The 20857-nt window shown below is 70.5% G+C and carries 19 protein-coding genes; 7 read left to right on the top strand and 12 right to left on the bottom strand.

The features are described 5' to 3' along the window. Positions 1 to 29: 29 nt before the first annotated feature. Complete coding sequence (locus tag CFB89_RS30990) at positions 30 to 1433, bottom strand: HlyD family secretion protein (RefSeq protein ID WP_089471284.1); 1404 nt, start codon at positions 1431 to 1433, stop codon at positions 30 to 32. Between the two features lie 159 nt (positions 1434 to 1592). Here CFB89_RS30990 and CFB89_RS30985 point away from each other — a divergent pair, with 159 nt between their 5' ends. After that, positions 1593 to 1802: a hypothetical protein gene (locus tag CFB89_RS30985; RefSeq protein ID WP_089471283.1), complete on the top strand. Its 210-nt coding sequence runs from the start codon at positions 1593 to 1595 to the stop codon at positions 1800 to 1802. 168 nt (positions 1803 to 1970) lie between these two features. Further along, complete coding sequence (locus tag CFB89_RS30980) at positions 1971 to 2483, top strand: NUDIX hydrolase (protein WP_373559884.1); 513 nt, start codon at positions 1971 to 1973, stop codon at positions 2481 to 2483. Here CFB89_RS30980 and CFB89_RS30975 read toward each other — a convergent pair. From CFB89_RS30975 to CFB89_RS30935, 9 genes are all read right to left on the bottom strand, one after another. Further along, positions 2458 to 2940, bottom strand: coding sequence for a hypothetical protein (locus tag CFB89_RS30975; RefSeq protein ID WP_089471281.1), 483 nt, complete (start codon positions 2938 to 2940; stop codon positions 2458 to 2460). The two genes, CFB89_RS30980 and CFB89_RS30975, sit on opposite strands and share 26 nt — an antisense overlap. A gap of 113 nt (positions 2941 to 3053) precedes the next feature. Further along, on the bottom strand, positions 3054 to 3533 hold the full coding sequence (locus CFB89_RS30970; protein WP_089471280.1) for a BON domain-containing protein: 480 nt from the start codon (positions 3531 to 3533) through the stop codon (positions 3054 to 3056). A gap of 181 nt (positions 3534 to 3714) precedes the next feature. Then, complete coding sequence (locus tag CFB89_RS30965; RefSeq protein WP_089471279.1) at positions 3715 to 4221, bottom strand: low affinity iron permease family protein; 507 nt, start codon at positions 4219 to 4221, stop codon at positions 3715 to 3717. Positions 4222 to 4379: 158 nt separating this feature from the next. Further along, entirely contained in the window at positions 4380 to 5120 is a 741-nt protein-coding gene (locus CFB89_RS30960) for an FRG domain-containing protein (RefSeq protein WP_089471278.1), read from the bottom strand. A 126-nt stretch (positions 5121 to 5246) separates the two neighbouring features. Further along, on the bottom strand, positions 5247 to 5630 hold the full coding sequence (locus tag CFB89_RS30955; protein ID WP_089471277.1) for a DUF305 domain-containing protein: 384 nt from the start codon (positions 5628 to 5630) through the stop codon (positions 5247 to 5249). Positions 5631 to 5728: 98 nt separating this feature from the next. After that, positions 5729 to 7399, bottom strand: coding sequence for a GMC family oxidoreductase (locus tag CFB89_RS30950; protein WP_089471276.1), 1671 nt, complete (start codon positions 7397 to 7399; stop codon positions 5729 to 5731). Further along, positions 7386 to 8051, bottom strand: coding sequence for a gluconate 2-dehydrogenase subunit 3 family protein (locus tag CFB89_RS30945; RefSeq protein ID WP_089471275.1), 666 nt, complete (start codon positions 8049 to 8051; stop codon positions 7386 to 7388). Before CFB89_RS30945 ends, CFB89_RS30950 begins: the two co-directional genes overlap by 14 nt. Then, positions 8048 to 8899, bottom strand: coding sequence for a hypothetical protein (locus CFB89_RS30940; protein WP_089471274.1), 852 nt, complete (start codon positions 8897 to 8899; stop codon positions 8048 to 8050). Before CFB89_RS30940 ends, CFB89_RS30945 begins: the two co-directional genes overlap by 4 nt. A gap of 19 nt (positions 8900 to 8918) precedes the next feature. Further along, a complete protein-coding gene (locus tag CFB89_RS30935; protein WP_089471273.1) occupies positions 8919 to 10019 on the bottom strand; it encodes an enolase C-terminal domain-like protein in 1101 nt (366 codons plus the stop codon). Positions 10020 to 10150: 131 nt separating this feature from the next. Between CFB89_RS30935 and CFB89_RS30930 the strand changes: the two genes are divergently transcribed. Next, a complete protein-coding gene (locus CFB89_RS30930) occupies positions 10151 to 11998 on the top strand; it encodes a thiamine pyrophosphate-requiring protein (protein WP_089471272.1) in 1848 nt (615 codons plus the stop codon). A gap of 31 nt (positions 11999 to 12029) precedes the next feature. Here the strand turns inward: CFB89_RS30930 and CFB89_RS30925 are convergent, their stop codons facing one another. Beyond that, the gene (locus tag CFB89_RS30925) at positions 12030 to 13808 is read right to left on the bottom strand and encodes a glycoside hydrolase family 15 protein (RefSeq protein ID WP_089471704.1); all 1779 of its coding nucleotides are present in this window, start codon (positions 13806 to 13808) and stop codon (positions 12030 to 12032) included. A gap of 5 nt (positions 13809 to 13813) precedes the next feature. Then, positions 13814 to 14797 (bottom strand): SDR family oxidoreductase, encoded by a 984-nt coding sequence (locus CFB89_RS30920; protein ID WP_089471702.1) that lies wholly within the window; start codon positions 14795 to 14797, stop codon positions 13814 to 13816. Between the two features lie 259 nt (positions 14798 to 15056). Between CFB89_RS30920 and coxB the strand changes: the two genes are divergently transcribed. From coxB to CFB89_RS30900, 4 genes are read left to right on the top strand one after another with little or no spacing between them, the layout of a single operon-like run. Then, positions 15057 to 16133: a cytochrome c oxidase subunit II gene (coxB, locus tag CFB89_RS30915; RefSeq protein ID WP_373559883.1), complete on the top strand. Its 1077-nt coding sequence runs from the start codon at positions 15057 to 15059 to the stop codon at positions 16131 to 16133. A 13-nt stretch (positions 16134 to 16146) separates the two neighbouring features. Further along, a complete protein-coding gene (gene ctaD, locus CFB89_RS30910; RefSeq protein ID WP_089471701.1) occupies positions 16147 to 18786 on the top strand; it encodes a cytochrome c oxidase subunit I in 2640 nt (879 codons plus the stop codon). Then, complete coding sequence (locus CFB89_RS30905; RefSeq protein WP_089471271.1) at positions 18783 to 19184, top strand: cytochrome C oxidase subunit I; 402 nt, start codon at positions 18783 to 18785, stop codon at positions 19182 to 19184. The genes ctaD and CFB89_RS30905 overlap by 4 nt, the downstream gene beginning before the upstream one ends. Next, entirely contained in the window at positions 19175 to 20758 is a 1584-nt protein-coding gene (locus CFB89_RS30900) for a cytochrome c (protein WP_089471270.1), read from the top strand. Before CFB89_RS30905 ends, CFB89_RS30900 begins: the two co-directional genes overlap by 10 nt. The last annotated feature ends 99 nt before the right edge of the window (positions 20759 to 20857 follow it).

Here is a 20857-nt window from a genome sequence, read left to right as displayed (position 1 = left end):
GTCGACACCGGCCGCGGCACGGCGACCGGTCATTTCAGGTGGACGGTCGGCACGGCCGACAGGCCGAGACCGAGCGGCGGACGGTTCGGCAGCGGGCCGTCGAGCACGATCTTCACCGGCACGCGCTGCACGATCTTCACGAAATTGCCGGTCGCGTTCTCGGTCGGGAACGCGGAGAAGCGCGAGCCGCTGCCAAGCTGGATGCTGTCGACGTGGCCGTGCAGATCGAGATCGGGATATGCGTCGACCGACACGTCGACGCGGTCGCCGACGCGCATCCGCTCGAGCTGCGACTCCTTGAAATTCGCGGTGATCCACACGCGCGGCGTGACGAGCGAGAAGATCGACGTGCCCGCTTGCAGGAACGAGCCCAGTTGCACGTTGCGCCGCGTGACCCAGCCGTCGGACGGCGCGCGCATCTCGCAGTACGACAGGTTCAGGTTGGCCGTTTCGAGCTGCGCGCGCGCCTGCAGCACCTGTTGGCGGCGTTCCTCGACGGCCGTCTCGGCTTGCCGGATCTGCTGCGGCACGAGGCTCGCGGTGCGCGCCTGGGCCTGGGCCATCGCGACGTTCGCATCGGCGGTCGCGCGCTGCGCGTCGGCCGCGTCGATCGCCTGCTGGGAGGTTGCGCGCGCATCGACCGTGCGCTGCCGCTCCTGCGCGGCGAGCGCCTGCCGGTATGCGGCTTCCGCGGATTCGATCTGCGCGCGCGCCTGCCGGTACTGGGCCGGATACTGCACGCGCGCGATATCGAGCTGCACGCGCGCCGCGTCGAGCTGCGCCTGCGCGAGACCGAGTTGCGCTTGCGCGGCGTCGACCTGCGCGCGGTAGTCGCGCGGATCGATCTTGACGAGCACGTCGCCGCGCCGCACGAACGTGTTGTCGTCGACCGCCAGCCGCGTCACGTAGCCGGACACGTGCGGCGCGACCGCGACCGCGTTGCCGTCGGTGTACGCATCGTCGGTGCTTTCCTGGTTGCGCGTGGCGAACCACCAAATGAGCCCGCCGACGAGCAGCACCAACACCACCGCGCCGAGGATGATCAACGGCTTCTTGCCGGGCCGTTTGCGTTCGCCTTCGCCGTTGTTGCCGTTGCCGTCGCCGTCGCCGCCGGTGCGGCCGCCGCGATCGTCGTGCGGATGGTGATCGCCGCCCCCGCCGCCCGGCGCGTCGGTCGGCCGCTCGCCGTTGCCGCCCGGCGCGGCGCCCGAGCCGCCGCCGGACTGACCGTCACCCGCCCGCGCGACGGCGGCAGGCCGGCGCTCGAACGCCGGCCACGGCACGCGCAGCGGCGTCGACGGTACGACGCCGGCCATTGCCGACGCAAGCGCGTCCGGCTGGCCGGCGCCGTACCGTCCCGGCGTCATCGCGCGCCGGAGCACGACGCCGGATCGCTTACGAACGGATAACGGGAACAAGATCGCATCGGGCATGAAACGGGGCTCCTGGCGGCGGGCGCGAGCGTCATTGCCCGCGCCGACCTCAAGCGCGCGATCAAGCAAGCAGCGGGCCCGCCGACGTGCTTCGTTCGACCGCGGCACGTCCGATGCGCGATCCGTACGCTTCAACGGCTCCGACAGGACTCGCGAACCATGACACGCTCGACCTCACTCGACACCGACACACGCGATGAAGATCGCGGCGACAGCACGCCCGGCCCCGAGGGCAAGCGCCGCGGCACGAGCACGCCACCGCCGCGCAGTGCGCGCGACCCCGCCGAAGGCAAACCGGACGGAACGGAAAACGGGACGCCGCCCCATCGTCCGCCATCCGGCGAACACGGCGAACAGGGCGACGCGTGATCGCCGCGCGTCGCCCCCCGTCCACGCTCCCGAATCGGCTGCAAGAAACGGCGGCAGAAATGACAAGCCGTTGAAAAATCGCGGGCGACGATCGACAGGTTCGGCCGAAACGTTCACACGCGGCTCCGCGCGAGCGCGACGCAGGCACGCACCTTGCGGCACAAGCGCATGGATCTTTCAATCACCGGCCGCCTGCCCTGCATGACGCTACCCGACCCGTCCGATTTCCCTGTTCGCGCGGTGCCGCTCGCGCCGCTGGCGAAGGAACGCGCCACTATCGTCTGCCTTCGCAACCGGCGCGTGCTGCTGGTCGCGCGCGGGCGGTCGTCGCGGTGGACGCTGCCGGGCGGCGTGATCCGGCGCGGCGAATCGGCGCTCGACGCCGCGCATCGCGAACTTCGGGAGGAAACGGGGCTTGCCGATCTCGAACTCGCGTATTTCTTCTACGTGGACGGCAGCGTGAAACGCCATCACGTCTTCGTCGCGAGCCTGCCGCGCGGCGCGCACGCGTGCCCGGGACGTGAAATAGCGCTGTGCCGCTGGGTCGGCATCGACGCGGTGGCGCACTGGCCGGCAAGCGCGCCGACACAGCGCATCATCCGTCAGTTCGCGGGCCTGTGTGTCGCCAGCGGCCCGCAACCGGACCCGGACGCGCTCACGCGTCTTTCGTCGTCTCGTTGAGACCGGCGGCCGGCGGCTGCGGATCGCGCGTGAGCCCTTGCGCGAACACCTTCAACCCTTCGAGCAGCGGCGTCAGCGCATCCCACAGCGCCTCGTCGTGCAGCAGCCGATAAATGCCGCGCACGCCGGGCGCGACATGCGCGTGCTGTCCCGGCTGCCACGCGCCGACGTGATGCAGCGCGTCGGCCGCCGCGAACGCGGCGCGACCGAACTGTTCCGGCGGAATACGCGACAGCGCCGTCACCAGCATCGCCAGATTTTGCATGCCACTCTGCATGCCGGGCTTGTCGAGCGCGTCGACGAACGTGTCGGCGAGCCGCGCGTTCGCGCTGACGACCTCGTTCGCGAAGCGCAGGAAGCCGTGCCGATGCAGGCTGCCGAGCAGGTGTTCGAGCGCGTCGTGCGCGCCGGGCTCGGGCGGCGGGGATGTCGTATCGGAGGGCTGGCGGTCGATCATGGGCTTGCTCCGGTTGAGGCGCCAGGCTGCCGTCGTACCGGCGGCCGTGCGTGCGCCGAATGCGTGTCGTACTCGTTCGCCGGCCCCCGCCGAGGCGGGCAGCCGCGGCCGCGTCAGTGCGAATGACCGTCGGGCGGCACCTTGTATTCGCTGCGCGCGCCCATCGCGTCCTCGACGTGATGCACGCCCTGCAGCGCGGCGACGCCGTCGATCAGCGCCTGCCGTTCGGCCTCCTCGACCTGTCCGGTCAGGCACACGTTGCCGTGCTCGACACTCACGTCGATGTCGCGCGGGCGACCGACGAGCCGGCCGAACGCCGCACGCACGCGCTCGGCGACCTGCACGTCGTTCGCATCGCCCGCGAGCCAGTCGGCCCGCAGGCCGGCGATCGCACCGCGCGCATGGTCGGCCGCCCGCTTCACCTGCGCATTCGTGTAGTCGGCCACGCCGTGCCGGCCGGCCACCGCCTTGTCGCGCAGATACGCACGGCGACGCCGGCCGGACGACGGATCGAGGAAGTACATCGCGGCCGCCCCGCAGGCGACGGCCACCGCCAGATTCAACAGCGGATTCGAAGGAGTTCTGGAGTTCATGGAAGCACCGTAGGCAATACCCGGAACGACCGGGCTTCGTTTCGGTATGCAGCACATGTCGTTCCCCGCTGCGCGCATCGCGTGCACGCGCTCGCGCCGCGAGGCGGCGCCAGAAACGACAAGCGTTTGAAAAATCATCGGGCCGCGCATCGCTCGATCGGAAAATCAGACGATCCGACGATCACGATTCGGGCGGCGCGTCGGCCGTTTCCGCACGCTTCTCGCCCGGCTCGTCCTCGCCGCGCTCGGCCGCGCGCTGCGCCATTTCGACGTAGGTCTGCGCCAACGCGCGCAATTCTTCCTCGGACGCATCCTCGATCCCGATCAGCCGGTCGCTCGCCGCGCGCGTGACCGCGAGCAGTTCGTCGAGCTTCAGGTGCAACGCCACGCTGTCGCGATTCTGGTTGCGCTGCAGCAGGAACACCATCAGGAACGTGATGATCGTGGTGCCGGTATTGATGACGAGCTGCCACGCGTCGGAGTAGTGAAACACCGGCCCGCTCGCGAGCCACAGCACGGTGATGGCGACCGCGCTCCCGAACGCCACCGGTGAGCCCGCCCACGTAGTCACGCCCGACGCAAAACGTTCGAACGCGCGGGTGACGGTGTTCCCGGCCGGCCGGGAACGGGCTCCGGGCCCGCACGCCGTGTCGCGACGGTCGCTCGGTGGTTCGTTGGGTTCGCGCATGAAAGCCTCCGGATTCGATGATTTGTTGGAATGTGCGCAGGAGCCGCCGCATCGCCCGCCGCGAACCGATCGCAAGCTGGAGACTTGGGGGTCGGTCCGTGTGTACGCGCCGTCGAGCCCAGCATTACGCGTGCCCGCCCCCCACGCCGGTGCACGCTTTACCGCGGCGCATGCGTGTCCTCGTCGCCCGGGAAATAGCGCGTGTCGGTCAGTTGCGCGATGCCGTCGAGATCCGGAAAGATCGTCGCGATACTCACGCCGACACCCGCAAGCTCCTGCCGGATCGTCGCGAACCGGGCGCCCGGCACGACGATCCGCATGAGGCGGCCGGCGAGATCCGCGTCCTCGTCGAGCGGCACGAAGCGCTCGTCACGCGCGTCATAACGGTGAATCGTGAACCAGCCATCCTGCGCGGTGATCCTCGGCATCACGTGGCGAGGCCGAAACACCTTGGTGCGCGTGACCTCCAGCGGCGCACGCCGTTCGGCGGCCGTCGCGATGTCGTCGGCATCGTGCGACAGGCACCATACCACGCCGTCTCCACCCGATTCGCTCGCGCGCCTCACCGCGAACCACAGCGCGGCCAGCGCGTTGCCGGACCAGTCGAGCAGGCGCGTGCGCATCCCGTGCTGCTGCGCGAGCGCAAGCCAGTCGCACGCATCGAGGTTCTGTCCGGGTTCGAGATGCGGCAGCGCGCGCCGCATGAATTCGTCGAGCATCAGCGCTTCGACGTCGGGCGACGCGCGCTGCCGCGCGATACCCGGCACGAGCGGCCAGCCGGCGTTGCACTGGCCACGAAACAGGCGCAGCGCCATCGTCTGCCGCTGCGCGCCGATCACGGTCATGTAGTCGGCCACGCTGTCGATCGAGCGATCTTCTGCCACACGCTTGTCGTCCATGCATCATGCCTCCTGCCGCGACTACCGTGCTGGCGGCCATTGCGTCGGCGCGGGGCCGGTTTCGCCGCTTGCCGAATGCTGAACCGCCGGTACAGCCGGCCGCGTATCGACGTCTCGCATCGCGGTTCACGGCGTCTTGCCGTGCTCCTTCTGCCAGCGCTCCATCAACGCGATCTCGTCGCGCTGCGCGGCGACGATCCGGCTCGCGAGCTGCCTCAGCGTCGGGTCCTTGCCGTATTTGAGCTCGACCTGCGCCATGTCGATCGCGCCCTGGTGATGCGGCGCCATGTGCGCGACGAAATCGCGGTCGGCGTCGCCCGTGTATGGCGCGCCCTCCATCGCTTCCATCATCTTTCGGTCGGCGCGCTTGAACGCCTGCGTGGACGTGTCGGGCACGCTGGCGGGATCGGGCGGGCGCAACTGGGCCGCCGCCGGCAGCGCCGATGCGCACGCCGCCAGCAGCGCGCAGGCTGCACCGCGGCGTATGAATGAACGGTTGAATGCAGGCATGAGACGAATCCTCGACAAGAAAGTGAATGGAGCGGGTGCGGCATCGTGGCTCGCACGCGCACGTCGTATCGGCCGCCAGCGGAGCTGCGCCGCGCAATTCATCGCCATCGCGCACGCGCATGGGCCTCGCCGCGCGCGACCAGCGCTCGGATGCGGTCGGCGGTACGGCACGCGATCGCCTGGATCGTCAGCGACGGATTCACGCCGCCGACCGTCGGAAACACCGAGCCGTCGCACACCCACAGGTTCGGGATGTCCCAGCTACGGCAGTCGGCATCGACGACGCTCGTCGCCGGGTCGCCGCCCATCCGCACGGTGCCGGCGAGATGGCACGTGTCGTCCTCCTCGTGCCAGATGCCCCGTGCGCCGGCCGCTTCCAGCGAACGCCCCATCTGCGCGAGCGCATGGCGGATCATCCGGCGGTCGTTGTCGTCGTACGAATAGGTGACGCGCGCGACCGGCAGCCCGAACGCGTCGCGCTCGTCGGCGAGCGTCACGCGGTTGTCCGCGCGCGGCAGCGTCTCGCCGACGATCTTCAGGCCGGCCTGGAAGTTGTAGCGCGCCATCTCGCGCTTGAGCGCATCGCCCCACAGCCCGCGCGCGGCGACCTTGCGCGCCCATTCGATCGGCAGCGGCCCCTGGCTCATCCAGCAATAGCCGCCGAAGAAATCCTTGCCTTCGTCCGCGTAGTTCCAGTGCTCGGTGATCGACAGCGACGGCGGCCCCTTGTACCAGCGCACTTCGTCGTCCATCGTCCCCCACGACGCCTGGTTGAGCTGCGCCATCAGGTAGCGGCCGACGAGGCCCGAGCTGTTCGCGAGCCCCTGCGGATGGCGCCCGTTCGCGGACAGCAGCAACAGGCGCGGCGTCTCGATCGCATAACCGGCGACGACGACGTTGCGCGCGCGCTGGAACCGCGTACGTCCGTCGCGCCGGTAGTGCACCCCGGTCACGCGATCGCCTTCGGCGTCGATCCGCAGCGCCATCGCGAGATCGCGCACTTCGGCGCCGGCCGCGACCGCGCGCGGTATCCACGTGACGAGCGCGCTCTGTTTCGCGTTGGTCGCGCAGCCGGCGATGCAGAAGCCGCGATACACGCACGGATGCGCGCGGCCGCGCGGCGCGGAGAGCGTCGCGAGCGGCGTCGGCGTCCAGTCGATGCCCATCGCCTCGGCGCCGCGCGCGAGCACGAGCGCGGCCGCGTTCAGTTCGTGTGCGCGATACGGATAGCGCGGCCGCGGCGGCCCCCACGGGTAGTTCACCGGCCCGCTGATTTTCAGCGCCTGTTCGACCTCGCGGTAGTAGCGCCACATTTCGCGCCAGTCGAGCGGCCAGTCGACGCCGTAGCCGAGCGCGCTACGCGAGCGAAACCACTCGGGCCGGAACCGCAGCGACACCATCGCGAAATGCACGGTGCTGCCGCCGACCGCCCGGCCGCTGTTGTTGGTGCCGAGCGTCAGCGGATCGGCGCCGTCGCAGATCCGCTCGTCGGTCCAGAACAGCTTGTGCTGATGCGTTTCATCCGACGCGAATTCCTCGAGCGGCCGCCACCACGCGCCCGCGTCGAGCGCGACGACCGAGAAACCGTATTCGGCGAGCTTGCACGCGAGCGTGCCGCCGCCGGCGCCGGTGCCGACGATCACGAAGTCGACCGCGTCGTCGTCGCGGAACATCCGCATCGGCGACCAGCCGCCCACGCGCAGCGGATCGGGCGCACGACCGTCGCGGCCGCGCGGCGTCGGGGCGGACAGCGGTTCATCGGCGGCCATCGCGATCGCCCTCCTCCGTGCGCATTTCCGCTTCCCATGGGTCGCGTCGGTTGAAATCCATTCGCACGTAGCCGCGCGGGCTCGCAGGGCCGCCGAAGCCGATCTCGTTCCACGCGAACGGATGGCCGTAATACGCGCCGCAAATATCCATCAGCACGCGCTTCATGAAGAAGGTGTGCGGGTCCATGCCGGCCCAGGCCGGCGCGACCTGCGGATCGATGCGGCCGTTCTGCACCGCGTGCAGCAACGCATCGGCATCGCGTGCGCCGAGCGCCGCGAACGCGCAGCCATGCGCGTGCCGCGCCATCGCGTCGAGTGCGGCGAGGCCCGTCCGCCATGCGATGCGCAGCGGCGGGAGGCGTGCATCGCGATAGCCGTCGCCGTCGTCGGCGGCGAGCCGCGCGTCGACCAATGCGGCGGTCGGGATCGCGCCAGCGCCGCCCGCCTGCTGCGGCACGATGCGCGCACACAACGCCGCGAGCGACGCAAATCGTTCGGCATCGAGATGGCGTGGTGCATTGGCCGCGATGCGCAGACGTGCATCGATCGCACGCCGCGTCGCATCGTTCCACGACGGCGAGTCGCGCTTCGCGAGCACGTCGTAACCCGGATAGCGCGGCAACCCGACGGGCTTGCGGCTTGCGTCGCTCATGACGCCTCCCGTTCGGCGAGCGCGGTCGCGGCAAGCCCTGCGATCGCGAGCGCGGTGAAGCTCGGTGGCGCCGGCAGCGGCGGACCCGACAGCAGGTTCTGCGACCAGTTGCGCCAGCCGCCCATCTGCCGCGCGACGCCGCGCGCATGGAACGCGACGCCGACGAACCCGAGCACGGCCGTCGCGCGCAGCCACCCGCGGCAGAAGCGCCGCTCGGCGCGCGGACGCGACAGCGCGAGTTGAGCAGTCGCCAGCGCGGCCACCGGCGGCACGACGAGCGGCGCGAACATCGCGCGATGCTGGAACGCGCCGCGAAAATGCAGCAGCCCGACTTCGCCGAGCGTGCCGACGAGCCCCGCCGTGACGAGCCCGGCCAGCGCGCGCCCGGCCGGCAGTCCGGCGAGCCGCGGCGCATCGGCCGGGCTCTCGCGCAGCCGCTCGCCCGCCGCGCCCAGCGCGCCGGACAGCAAAAGCGCGAACGGTGCGCCGAGCGGTGCGCCGTAGAACAGGTTGTGCCAACTGAATCCGCCCGGCCGCTTCGTCACGTTGTACAGATGGAACGCGGAGCCGGCGACGCCCACCGCGGCCGACGCGACGTGCACCGCGTCGCGCAACCGATGACGCTCGGGCGTGTCGTCCGCGTGACCGTGCACGCTCGCGATTACCGACAGCGTCGACATCGCGAGCGGCGCGAGCATCGCGCGATTGTGGAAGGCGCCGCGATAGTGCTCGACGCCGCTGTCGGCGAGCACCGAGCCGGCCAGCAGCAGCGCGCTGCGATTGAGCAACCGTGCGGCGTCGGCCAGCAACCTGTCACGCTCGGCGGCGCGACGTCGGGGGTGTCGCATCGTTCCTCCTCGTCCGTATTCAGCGCGCGAAATCCAGCAGATCGGCGGCGCGCAATTCGAGGCCGAGCCCCGTGCGCGTCGCGTCGATTTCCAAAGCGCCGTCGACGAGCGTCGGCGCGCCGTCGAACAGCATCCGCTCGAGGCGGACATGATCGTGAAACCATTCGACGTGACGCAGGCGCGGCGCCGCGCAGCCGACGTGCCGGTGCAGCGCGGGCGCGCAGTGCGCGGACAGGTCGGCGTGATACGCATCGGCCAGCGCCGCGGCCGCGAGAAAGCCGCTGACGCCGCCGCAGCGCGTGGCGTCGGCCTGCAGCACGTCCACCGCGTGGCATTCCAGCAAGCGCCGGAAATCGTCGGGCGTATACGCGTATTCGCCGGCCGCGACGTCAACCCGCGGGCCGACGTGCTCCCGCACGAACCGCAGCCCGGCGACGTCGTCGCTGCTGACCGGCTCCTCGAACCAGCGAATGTCGCAATCGGCGGCGGCCTGCGCGAACGCGAGCGCGGTGCGCGGCGCATACGCGCCGTTCGCATCGACGAACAGGTCGACACCGGGCCCGAGCGCGTCGCGCGCCGCGCGCACGCGCGACAGGTCGCGCACATCTTCCACACCGATCTTGATCTTGCACGCGCGTACGTGTTCGGCACGCCAGCCGTCGAGCTGCGCGACGAGCGTCGGTGCATCGTAAGTCGTGAAACCGCCGCTGCCATATACCGGCACGCGTTCGCGCACGCGGCCCAGCAGCATCGCGAGCGGCACGTCGGCGAGTTTCGCCTTCGCGTCCCACAGCGCGACGTCGAGCGCCGAAATCGCGGTCGCCGCGATCCCGCCGCGGCCGATGTTGCGCACCGCCCGCCACAACGCATCGACCGCGGCCGGGATGTCCACCACCGGCCGCTTGCGCAACACGCCGGCCAGCAGCGACGTCACGAGCGGTACGGCACTGGCGTCCGTATACGTATAGCCGAGCCCCGTCACGGGCCCCGCGTCGATCTCGACGACGACGACCGTCGTCGCGGTCCATGCGTAGGTGCCGTCGGCTTCGGGCCGGTCGGTCGGCACGCGGTACGCGCGGGCGCGCACGTCGTCGATCGCCGGCGCGGCGGAAAGTGCCATCGTTGCGCTCCGGTCAGCTTGCTATTGGCTTGCGGACATCGCGTGCAACCGATGTGCCCGACGCCACGCGGGGCGGCACGTGCCTTGCGCGAGCGCCTCCCATCGGCTCATCCCAACCAAGGAGAAACGGCATGGCGACAGTGGCGGATTTCATCGTCGAACGGCTGTACGACTGGGGCGTGCGCCGCATCTACGGCTACCCGGGCGACGGCATCAACGGCTTTTTCGGCGCGCTGAACCGCGCGGACGGCAAGATCGAATTCATCCAGGCGCGCCACGAGGAGATGGCGGCCTTCATGGCGTCCGCGCATGCAAAATTTACAGGCGAACTCGGCGTGTGCGTCGCGACGTCGGGCCCAGGCGCCGCGCACCTCGTGACGGGCCTCTACGACGCGCGGCTCGACCACATGCCGGTGCTCGCGATCGTCGGCCAGCAGGCGCGCGCGGCGCTCGGCGGCCACTATCAGCAGGAGGTGGATCTTCCCGCGCTTTTCAAGGACGTTGCGGGCGCATTCGTTCAGCTTGCGACGGTGCCGGGCCAGGTGCGCCATCTGGTGGACCGCGCGGTGCGCACCGCGCTCGGTGCGCGCGCGGTCACCGCGCTCGTGCTGCCGAACGATCTGCAGGAACTCGACTACGCGCCGCCCAAGCGCGCGCACGGCACCGTGCATTCGGGGGTCGGCTATACCGCGCCGAAAGTCGTGCCGTATGCGGACGACCTGCGACGCGCGGCCGACGTGCTCAACGCGGGGTCGAAAGTCGCGATGCTGGTCGGCGCCGGCGCGCTGAAGGCAACCGACGAGGTGATCGCGGTGGCCGACCGGCTGGGCGCGGGCGCCGCGAAAGCGCTGCTCGGCAAGGCCGCGCTGCCGGACGACCTGCCGTGGGTCACCGGCTCGATCGGGCTGCTCGGCACCAAGCCGAGCTACGAGCTGATGACCGAATGCGACACGCTGCTGGTCGTCGGCTCCGGCTTTCCGTATTCGGAATTCCTGCCGAAGGAAGGCCAGGCGCGCGGCGTGCAGATCGACCTGAAGGCCGACATGCTGAGCCTGCGCTACCCGATGGAAGTCAACCTGGTCGGCGACAGCGCCGAGACGCTGCGCGCGCTGCTGCCGCTTCTGAACGAGCGCCGCGACACCGCGTGGCGCGACCGGATCGCGAAATGGAACGATGACTGGCACGAGACGCTCGCGGCGCGCGCGGCCGCGAAGGCGAGCGCCGGACGCGGCGTGAACCCGCAGCGCGCGTTTACCGAGCTGTCGCCACGCCTGCCCGACGACGTGATCCTGACGAGCGATTCGGGCTCCTGCGCGAACTGGTACGCGCGCGACCTGATGATGCGGCGCGGGATGATGGGGTCGCTTTCGGGCGGTCTCGCGTCGATGGGCGCCGCGGTGCCGTACGCGATCGCCGCGAAGTTCGCGTATCCGGTGCGCCCGGTGATCACGATGGTCGGCGACGGCGCGATGCAGATGAACAACATGGCCGAGCTGATCACCGTCGCGAAATACTGGCGCCAGTGGCCCGACCCGCGCTGGATCTGCATGGTGCTGAACAACGAGGACCTGAACCAGGTCACGTGGGAGCAGCGCGTGATGGAAGGCGACCCGAAGTTCGACGCATCGCAGCAGATTCCGAACGTGCCGTACTACCGCTTCGCGACGCTGCTCGGCCTCAAGGGCATCTACGTCGACGATCCGGAACAGCTCGGCGCCGCGTGGGACGAAGCGCTCGCGTCGGACCGGCCGGTCGTGCTCGAGGTGAAAAGCGACCCCGAGGTGCCGCCGCTGCCGCCGCACGTGACGTTGCAGCAGGCGAAGCATTTCGCCGAAACGCTGCTGAGAGGCGATCCGCGCGAGGGCAACGTGATCGTCGAGACCGCGCGGCAGGTGTTGTCGGCCGTGCTGCCGGGCAATGGCGAACACGGCGACAAACACGGCGACAAGCGAGGCAAGGGAGGGAAAAGCGAATCGTAAGCAAGACGCGCGTGCGGGACGGCGCGGCACCCTAGCCGATGTCGACGTCGTCCCGCCCGTCGCCCTGCAGCGCGAGCGCCGCGTTCACGAGCCCGACGTGCGCGAGCGTGAACGGAAAATTTCCGCACATGCGCCGCGCTTTCACATCGTATTCCTCGGACAGCAGCCCGACGTCGTTGCGCAGGCCGAGCAGCCGCTCGAACAGCGCGTGCGCGTCGTCGTCGCGCCCCTGCATCCGGTACACCTGCACGAGCCAGAAGCCGGCCGCGAGAAACGCGCCTTCGTCGCCTTCGCAGCCGTCCGCGAAACGCGGCGGCCGATAGCGGAACGGCAAGCCGTCGTCCATCAGCTCGCGCTCGATGGCGGCGACCGTCGCCACGACGCGCGGGTCGGACGCGTCGAGCATCCCCGTCAACGGAATCAGCAACAGGCTGACGTCGATGCCGTCGCCGTCGAAGCGATCGACGAAGCGGCCGAGTGTCGCGTGATAGCCGCGCTCCAGCACTTCCGCGCGCACCGCGTCGGCCCAGCGCCGCCACACGTCGAGCGGTGCGCGGTGACCGAATGCGCGCGCGGAGCGGTACGCGCTTTCGACCGCGGCCCACACCATCACCTTCGACGACGTGAAAGGATACCGGCCGCTGCGCACTTCCCAGATGCCTTCGTCCGGCTCGCGCCAGATCGTCGCGAGATGTTCGAGCAGGCGCCGCTCGAGCGTCCATGCGTCGTCGTCGGGCGGCAGCCCGTGTCGGCGCGCCTGATATAGCGCACCGAGCACTTCGCCGTACACGTCGAGCTGCAACTGGTCGGCCGCCGCGTTGCCGAAGCGCACCGGCCGCGCGCCTTCGTAGCCGGCCAGATGCGCGGCTTCCCACTCGGCCGCGCGCCGGCCGCCGTCGGCCGCATACAGCACCTGCAGTTGCGACGGATGATCGGCGATCGCGCGCACGAGCCAGTCGCGCCAGCGCGCGCCTTCGTCGCGATAACCGCAGCGCACGAGCGCGTGCAGCGTGAAGCTCGCATCGCGCAGCCAGCAGAACCGGTAGTCCCAGTTGCGCTTGCCGCCGAAGCGCTCGGGCAGCGAACTGGTCGGCGCCGCGACGATGCCGCCGGTGCGCAGGCTCGACAGCAATTTCACCGTGATCAGCGCGCGCTCGATCGCATCGCGATACGGGCCCTCGGCGGCGTTGCAATCCGACCAGCCGCGCCAGAACGCCTGCGTGTCGTGCAACGACGCGTCTGCATCGGGCACGGCCGGCGCCGGGTCGAACGAGCGCGCGTAACTGATGCAGAAATCGACCCGCTCGCCCACCGCGATCCGTCGCGTGCCGACCAGCCGGTCGCTCTGTACGTCGAGCCGCGCATCGGTGTCGACCCACATCGCATCGCCGCCCGTCATCATCCGCCAGCGGCGGCCGAAAGGCCGGCACCACGGCAGCGCGTTGCCGTAATCGAAGCGCACGCCGAGATCGACGTCGACGTCGACCGTCCCGCGCTCGCCGCGCACACTGCGGATCAGGCACGGATCGCGCGCGTTCCAGCTCATCCAGTCGGTGATCGAGATACGGCCCGACGACGTTTCGAACGTCGTTTCGAGGATCGCGGTGCGCGGGAGATAGCGGCGTGTCGTGCGGGCATCCTGCTCGCGCGGCGCAATCCGGAACCGGCCGTTGTCCGGCGTACCGACGAGCGCGGCGAAACACGGCGGCGAATCGAAGTCCGGCCAGCACAGCCAGTCGATGCTGCCGTCGCGCGCGACGAGCGCGGCGCTGCGACCGTCGCCGACAAGCGCGTAATCCTCGATCCGCATCGCGCTCACCGGCGCCATTTACGTGCGGCGGCACACGCAGCCGCGAGCACCGCGACGGCCGCGCCGAATGCCAGTGCGCGCGACGCGCCGAGCCCTGCCTCGGCGCCCGTGCGGTGTGCTTCGTCGGTGAACGTGCCACGCGTCGCATGCCGGCCCGGCACCGGCGCCCACAGGTTCGATACGCGCGGGCCGGCCGGCGCCGCGCGCTGCTGGCCGCGTACGGCGGTGCGCGCGAGATAGCGATCGAAGCAGCCGGGCGCGACGCCGTTCGCGACGATCGCCGCGAGCGACGACCAGCCGACCCAGCGCTCGCGGCACGGATGCCGGGCGGCGTGCACGATCGCATCGGCCGCCACTTCCGGCGCATAGACCGGCGCGACCGGACGCGGCGCGTGCGGCAGCACCGATTCGGCCCAGTCGAACTGCGGCGTGTCGATCGCCGGCAACTGCACCATCGTCACGCGCACGCGGCTGCGCGCATGCAGCAACTCGCAGCGCAGCGCGTCGGTGAAGCCGCGGATCGCGTGTTTCGCGCCGCAATACGGCGCCTGTAGCGGAATCGACCGGTACGCGAGTGCCGAGCCGACTTGCACGATCGTGCCGCGGTTGCGCGGGGCCATCCGCGCGAGCGCGGCCCGCGTGCCGTATACGCAACCGAGGTAGGTGACGGCCGTCACGCGTGCATAGTCTTCCGGCGAGATTTCGTCGAACGGCGCGAACACGGTGACCATCGCGTTGTTGACCCACACGTCGAGCGGCCCGAGTTCGTTTTCGATCCGCTCGGCCGCCGCGTCGAGCGCGGCCGCATCGCTGACGTCCACGGCAATCGGCAGCGCCTGGACGCCATACGCGCGTACCTCGCTCGCGGTGTCGTCGAGCGCGTGCGGGTCGCGGGCGAGCAGCGCGACGTTCGCGCCCAGCCGTGCAAATGCGTGGGCGGTCGCGCGGCCGACGCCGGCGCTCGCGCCGGTGATCGCGACGGTCTTCACGGTCGGTTCCTCCCGTTCTGCGATGAGGGCCGGCATGCGGCATGCGTGCCGGAACGGGATCGACGTAGCAAACGGTATGCCGTCCGTCCACGCGAGCCGTATCTCCCGGGCACTTGCCGCGAACGCCCACCCAATTTACAAGCCGGCTGTAACGCAGTCGCCGTGGCGCGCCCCATTCCGCCCCCCCAAGGCTGCATACGCACGAGCGTCATGCGCACGAAACTTGCTCTGCCGCGAACGGCTATCGTCACGCCGCCGAATGCGGCAAGGAGTCGTGTTGCTCGTCGCGCTGTCCAGGAAAACGCGTCGTATCGCCTGCATCGCGCCGTTCGCGTGGGCGGTCGCGCCGATCGTCGCGCACGCGGCCGCCGAGCCTGCCGAGCCCGGCAACCCGGCCACGACGCTGCCGCTCGCGTACGTCGTGCACGCGGCCGGCCCTGCCGCGCAGCCGGTCTTCGTGCTCGGCTGGGCGCTGCTCGCGCTGTGCATGTTCGTCTGCGTCGCGATCGCGGTGCTGCTGCTGATCGCGCTGTTTCGCCGTCGCGCGCAGGGCGGCGGCTACGGCAGCGGCCTCGCGATCGTGACCGTCGGCACCGCGATCTCGATCCTGCTGCTGTTCGGCGCGCTCGTATACATGCTGCGCGTGCTGGGCGCGATCGCGGCGCCGCCGCGTCCGCCCGCGCTGACGATCGACGTGACCGCGCAAGACTGGTGGTGGGCCGTTCGTTATCCGGACGATGCGGGCGGCCCGGGCTTCGTCACGGCGAACGAGATTCATATTCCGGTGGGCGAGCCCGTTGCGATCGAACTGAAAAGCGCCGACGTGATTCACGCGTTCTGGGTGCCGCAACTTGCCGGCAAGACGCAGACGATTCCCGGCCAGACCAACCGCCAATGGCTGCAGGCCGACCGGCCGGGCATCTACCGCGGGCAGTGCTCGCAATACTGCGGCGCGCAGCACGCGCACATGGCGTTCGAAGTCGTGGCCGAGCCGCCGGATGCGTTTCGTGCATGGCTCGCCGCGCAGCGGCAACCGGCCCAAGCCCCCGCGGCGAGCGCCGGCGCCGAACGCCGCGGCCAGCGCGTGTTCGCCGCGCGCTGCGCGGGCTGCCACGCGGTGCGCGGCACCGACGCGACGGGCGATGCCGGCCCCGATCTCACGCACGTCGGCACGCGCCGGCTGCTCGCGGCCGGCACGCTCGACAACACGCCCGACAACCTGCGCCGCTGGATCGCGCATGCGCAGCAGATCAAACCGCAATCGCTGATGCCGTCGATCGCGCTCGCGCCGCGCGACGCCGACGATCTCGCCGCGTATCTCGCGACACTGCACTGAACCGAGGATGCCGATGGCCATTGCCCGCGACACGCCCGCCCCGCTCAGCCGCGTACCCGATCTCGGCGAAGCGCCGCCCGGCTCCGCGCACGAGCGCGCGCTGGCCGAGCTGTGGGAATCGCAACCCGGCTGGCGCGGCTGGCTCGGCACCGTCGATCACAAGCGCATCGGGCTGCGCTATATCGTCACCGCGTTCGTGTTCCTGCTGCTCGGCGGCGTCGAGGCGCTCGTGATGCGCATCCAGCTCGCACGGCCGAACGCGACGCTGCTCACGCCCGCGCAATACGATTCGCTGTTCACGATGCACGGCGTCACGATGATCTTCCTGTACGCGCTGCCGGTGCTGTCCGGCTTCGCGAACTATCTGTGGCCGCTGATGCTCGGCTCGCGCGACATGGCGTTCCCGCGGCTGAACGCGTTCTCGTACTGGGCGTTCCTGTTCGCCGGACTGTTCCTGTACGCGAGCTTTCCGCTCGGCGCGGTGCCGGACGGCGGCTGGTTCAACTACGTACCGCTCACGTCGCTCGACTACAGCGCCGGCGCGAACATCGACATCTACGCGCTCGGGATGATCCTGCTCGGCATCTCGACGACCGGCGGCGCGGCGAACTTCGTCGTCACGTTGCTGCGGATGCGTGCGCACGGCATGTCGATCGACCGGGTGCCGATCATCGTATGGGGCACGCTGACCGCGTCGGTCGCGAACCTGGTCGCGGTGCCGTCGGTGAGCCTCGCGTTCCTGCTGCTGTGGCTCGACCGCAATGCCGGCACGCATTTCTTCGACGTCGCGCACGGCGGCCGTCCGCTGTTGTGGCAGCACCTGTTCTGGATGTTCGCGCACCCGTGGGTCTACGTGGTCGTGCTGCCGGCGATGGGGATCGTGTCGGACGCGCTGCCGACCTTCTGCCGGCGGCCGCTCGTCGCGTACGAGGCCGTCGCGGTGTCGACGGTCGCGACGATGCTGATCGGCTTCGAGGTGTGGGTCCACCACATGTTCGCGACGGGCATCGCGCCGCTCGCGCTCGCGTTCTTCGGCGCCGCGAGCATGCTGATCTCGATTCCGAGCGCGGTCGCGGTGTTCGCGTGGATCGCGACGATCTGGACCGGCCGCCCCGTGTTCCGCACGCCGTTCCTGTATTTCGCGGGTTTCGTGCTGATGTTCGTGATCGGCGGCGTGTCCGGCGTGATGACCGCGGCCGTGCCGCTCGACTGGCAGCTCACCGATACGTACTTCGTCGTCGCGCACCTGCACTACGTGCTGCTCGGCATCAACGTGTTTCCGGTACTCGGCGGCGTCGCGTACTGGTTCCCGAAATTCACCGGGCGGATGATGAACGAGCGGTTCGGCCGCTGGACCTTCTGGGTCGTGCTGGTCGGCTTCAACCTCGGCTTCTTCCCGATGCACATTTCCGGGCTGCTCGGGATGCCGCGGCGCATCTATACCTATCCGTCCGGGATGGGCTGGGACACGTCGAACCTGCTGACGACGATCGGATCGTTCGTGTTCGGGATCGGCATCGTGATGTTCGTCGTCAACGCGCTGGTGAGCGCGAAGCGCGGCGTGCGCGCCAGCGAGAATCCGTGGGGCGCGGCCGGCCTCGAATGGTCGGTCGCGTCGCCGACGCCCGTGTACAACTTCGCGGTGCTGCCGCTCGTCGCGTCGCGGCATCCGCTGTGGGAAACGCGCGACGATCCGGCGCGCACCAGCCTGCGGGTCGGCTACCGGCTCGCGGACGGGCGCGAGGCGCTCGCGGTCACGCCGCTCGCCGCCGCGCCGAGCGCGATCCTGAAGATGCCCGAAGACAGTTGCATGCCGTTCGTGCTCGCGCTGCTCGCGACCGCCGTGTTCGCGGCGATGCTCGCGCGCTCGCCGACGCTCGTCTGCGCGGCGGCCGCCGGTTGCGCGATCGCCACCGCCGCATGGCTGTGGCCGCGCCGCGAACTCGGGCAGCGCGCGCGCCCGCCGGCCCGCGCCGACACGCAGGCGCTCGCCGCGGCCGTCGGGCGTCATCCGGACGAACCGCCGTCGGCGACGGTGCCGGCCGGCGCGCCGGCCGTGTGCATCGAGCCGCTGCCGATCGGTAGTTGCGGCGAACGCGCGAGCGGCTGGTGGGGCGTGCTCACGCTGATCGTGACCGAGGCCGGGCTGTTCGGCTACCTGCTGTTCTGCTACTTCTACCTGCAGTCGCAGTGGTCCGCGCCGTGGCCGCCCGAAGGGATGCCGAAGATCGGGCTCGCGGCCGCCAACACGGTCGTGCTGCTGTCGAGCAGCGTGTTCGTGTGGCTCGCCGAGCGCGCGGTGCGGGCCGACCGGCAGGCGCGCGCGGTCGCGCTGCTCGTCGTCGCGCTGGCGCTCGGCACCGCGTTCGCGCTGGTCCAGTTGCACGAATGGCGCGACCACCCGTACGGCCCGACCGCGCATCTGTACGGCAGCCTCTACTTCACGATCACGGGGTTCCACCTCGCACACGTCGTGGTCGGTCTTGTGATCCTCGCGTTGCTCGCCGCGTGGACGGCCGCCGGCTTCTTCGGCCGCGAAAGACGTGTCGCGCTGACGGTCGGCGGGCTCTACTGGCACTTCGTCGACATCGTGTGGCTGTTCATCTTCACCGCGCTGTACGTATCGCCCTTCTGGCTGAGGAGCACCGGATGAACGACGCCCGACGCGCGTGGACACCGCTGCTCGCGATCGCGGCCGGCCTCGTCGGCGCACCCGCGCTGTGGTTCGCGCAGATGCTGGTGTCGGAGACGCTCGCGTCCACCGCGTGCTATCCGCTCGGTGTCGCGCAAACCGCGCCGCGCTGGGCGCACGTCGGCGTATGGCTCGCGCTGATCGCCGCGGGTGCGTTCGCGGCGGCCGCGGCCTGCGCGACCTGGCTCGCGTACGCGTGGCGGCGCCGGCACGATGCCGATGCGCGTGCCGTGACGCGCGACGGCAGCACGCGCTTTCTCGCGCGCTGCGGCATGCTCGCGGCGGTTGGTTTCGTGATCGGTCTGGTGTTCACGGGAATCGTCACCGCTTTCGTGGGGCCTTGCAGTCCATGGCGCTGATCCCGTTCGCTTCGTTCCCGTTCCAGGTGCCGGGCCGCCGCGCGGGGGTCGCGCTCGCGGTATGCGTCGCGCTCTGCGGATGCGATATGCAGCAGGACGACAATACCGCCGCTCCCGCCGATGCGGCAGACGCCGCGTCGGCCGCGGAAGCGCCCGGGCCCGCGTCGGGCTGGCGGTTCGTGCGGATTCACGCGGCGGCGGCCGATGCCGGCGCGTCGATGTCCGCTCGCGTGAAGGAAGATCGTCGACTGTCACGCGACCGGGATGCGTCAGTGGCGGATGCGCCATTTTCCGCGGCATCCCCCCCACCGCCCGACGCCGCTTCCGCTTCAACCGCCCGCCGCCCGGTCATCGCGGCGGCTGCCGCGAGCGCCGACGCCGCGACGATCGCGCGCGGCCGCTATCTCGCGCTCGCCGGCGATTGCGCCGCGTGCCACGATGCGGCCGACCATACGCCGTACGCGGGCGGGCAGCCGGTGAATTCGCCGTTCGGGCCGATCTATGCGCCGAACATCACGCCGGACCCGACGCACGGGATCGGCCACTACACGCTGCGCCAGTTCGACGATGCGTTGCGGCGCGGCGTGCGCGCGGACGGCAGCCGGCTGTATCCGGCGATGCCGTACCCGTCGCTCGCGCACCTCACCGACGACGACGTGCGCGCGCTGTATGCGTATTTCATGCGCGGCGTCGCGCCATCCCCGAACGCGGCAAAGCTCACGCAATTGCCGTTTCCGTTCAACCAGCGCTGGGCGCTCGCGCTGTGGAGCCTCGCGTTCGCGAACCGCGACCGGTTCACGCCGAGGCCGTCGCAATCGGCGCAATGGAATCGCGGCGCGTATCTCGTGCAGGGGCTCGGCCATTGCGGCGCATGCCATACGCCGCGCGGGCCGGCCTACAACGAACGCGGCTACGACGAGCGCAGCCCCGCGTTCCTGACCGGCGGCATCAACGACCACTGGTTCGCGCCGAACCTGACCGGCGCGGACCCGGACGGCCTCGGCCGCTGGTCGGCCGACGACATCGCCGCGTTCCTGCGCAGCGGCCATGCGGCGCGCGGCGCGGTGTTCGGCGCGATGGCGCCGGTCGTCGGCGAAAGCACCGCGCTGCTGACGGATGCCGATCGCCACGCGATCGCCGTGTACCTGAAATCGTTGCCCGCGCAACCGACTGCCGCGACGAATCCGCTCGGTGTCGGTGTCCCTCGGCTGACGGTTGCGGGCCCGCGTCCGGGAGGCGGCCAGCAGGCGCCGGGGGCCGGGGTGTATGCGGGGTTCTGTGCACGCTGTCATGGCGCCGAAGGTAAAGGCGTACCTGATCACGGGCCGGCGCTCGCGGGCAGTTCGATCGTGCTCGCGGCCGATCCGACCAGCACGATCCGGATCGTGGTCGAAGGCGCGCAGCCGGCGCCGGGCAAGCCGGGGCCGGTGCAACGGATGCCGGCGATGCGCGGCGCGCTGACGAGCGGCGAGATCGCGGCGGTGGTCAGCTACGTGCGCGGTGCGTGGGGGAATCGGGCGGCACCGGTGTCGGAGCAGGATGTGCGGCGGTTGCGGGGGGCGATCAAGCGGTAGGCCGCCGTGCCTGGGCCGGCGCCGTGGCCTTGCCGTTCGGCCGTGCCTGTGCGGCCGTCCTTGTCGCCCCGGTGGCGGGCGTCACACGGCCTTCAGGCC

Origin of the sequence: Burkholderia sp. AU16741 (assembly GCF_002223345.1) — a bacterium.
Classification (GTDB): Bacteria; Pseudomonadota; Gammaproteobacteria; order Burkholderiales; family Burkholderiaceae; genus Burkholderia; species Burkholderia sola.
Note: the sequence above shows the minus strand (reverse complement) of the source record. Positions and strands in the feature narration are given on the sequence as shown.

Coding starts and splice junctions, on each gene's coding strand:
- CFB89_RS30955 (WP_089471277.1), bottom strand. CDS start 5,630: ATGCCTGCATTCAACCGTTCATTCATACGCCGCGGTGCAGCCTGCGCG.
- CFB89_RS30905 (WP_089471271.1), top strand. CDS start 18,783: ATGAACGACGCCCGACGCGCGTGGACACCGCTGCTCGCGATCGCGGCC.
- CFB89_RS30960 (WP_089471278.1), bottom strand. CDS start 5,120: ATGGACGACAAGCGTGTGGCAGAAGATCGCTCGATCGACAGCGTGGCC.
- CFB89_RS30945 (WP_089471275.1), bottom strand. CDS start 8,051: ATGAGCGACGCAAGCCGCAAGCCCGTCGGGTTGCCGCGCTATCCGGGT.
- CFB89_RS30980 (WP_373559884.1), top strand. CDS start 1,971: ATGGATCTTTCAATCACCGGCCGCCTGCCCTGCATGACGCTACCCGAC.
- CFB89_RS30970 (WP_089471280.1), bottom strand. CDS start 3,533: ATGAACTCCAGAACTCCTTCGAATCCGCTGTTGAATCTGGCGGTGGCC.
- CFB89_RS30900 (WP_089471270.1), top strand. CDS start 19,175: ATGGCGCTGATCCCGTTCGCTTCGTTCCCGTTCCAGGTGCCGGGCCGC.
- CFB89_RS30990 (WP_089471284.1), bottom strand. CDS start 1,433: ATGCCCGATGCGATCTTGTTCCCGTTATCCGTTCGTAAGCGATCCGGC.
- CFB89_RS30950 (WP_089471276.1), bottom strand. CDS start 7,399: ATGGCCGCCGATGAACCGCTGTCCGCCCCGACGCCGCGCGGCCGCGAC.
- ctaD (WP_089471701.1), top strand. CDS start 16,147: ATGGCCATTGCCCGCGACACGCCCGCCCCGCTCAGCCGCGTACCCGAT.
- CFB89_RS30930 (WP_089471272.1), top strand. CDS start 10,151: ATGGCGACAGTGGCGGATTTCATCGTCGAACGGCTGTACGACTGGGGC.
- CFB89_RS30935 (WP_089471273.1), bottom strand. CDS start 10,019: ATGGCACTTTCCGCCGCGCCGGCGATCGACGACGTGCGCGCCCGCGCG.
- coxB (WP_373559883.1), top strand. CDS start 15,057: ATGCGGCAAGGAGTCGTGTTGCTCGTCGCGCTGTCCAGGAAAACGCGT.
- CFB89_RS30925 (WP_089471704.1), bottom strand. CDS start 13,808: ATGCGGATCGAGGATTACGCGCTTGTCGGCGACGGTCGCAGCGCCGCG.
- CFB89_RS30940 (WP_089471274.1), bottom strand. CDS start 8,899: ATGCGACACCCCCGACGTCGCGCCGCCGAGCGTGACAGGTTGCTGGCC.
- CFB89_RS30975 (WP_089471281.1), bottom strand. CDS start 2,940: ATGATCGACCGCCAGCCCTCCGATACGACATCCCCGCCGCCCGAGCCC.
- CFB89_RS30965 (WP_089471279.1), bottom strand. CDS start 4,221: ATGCGCGAACCCAACGAACCACCGAGCGACCGTCGCGACACGGCGTGC.
- CFB89_RS30985 (WP_089471283.1), top strand. CDS start 1,593: ATGACACGCTCGACCTCACTCGACACCGACACACGCGATGAAGATCGC.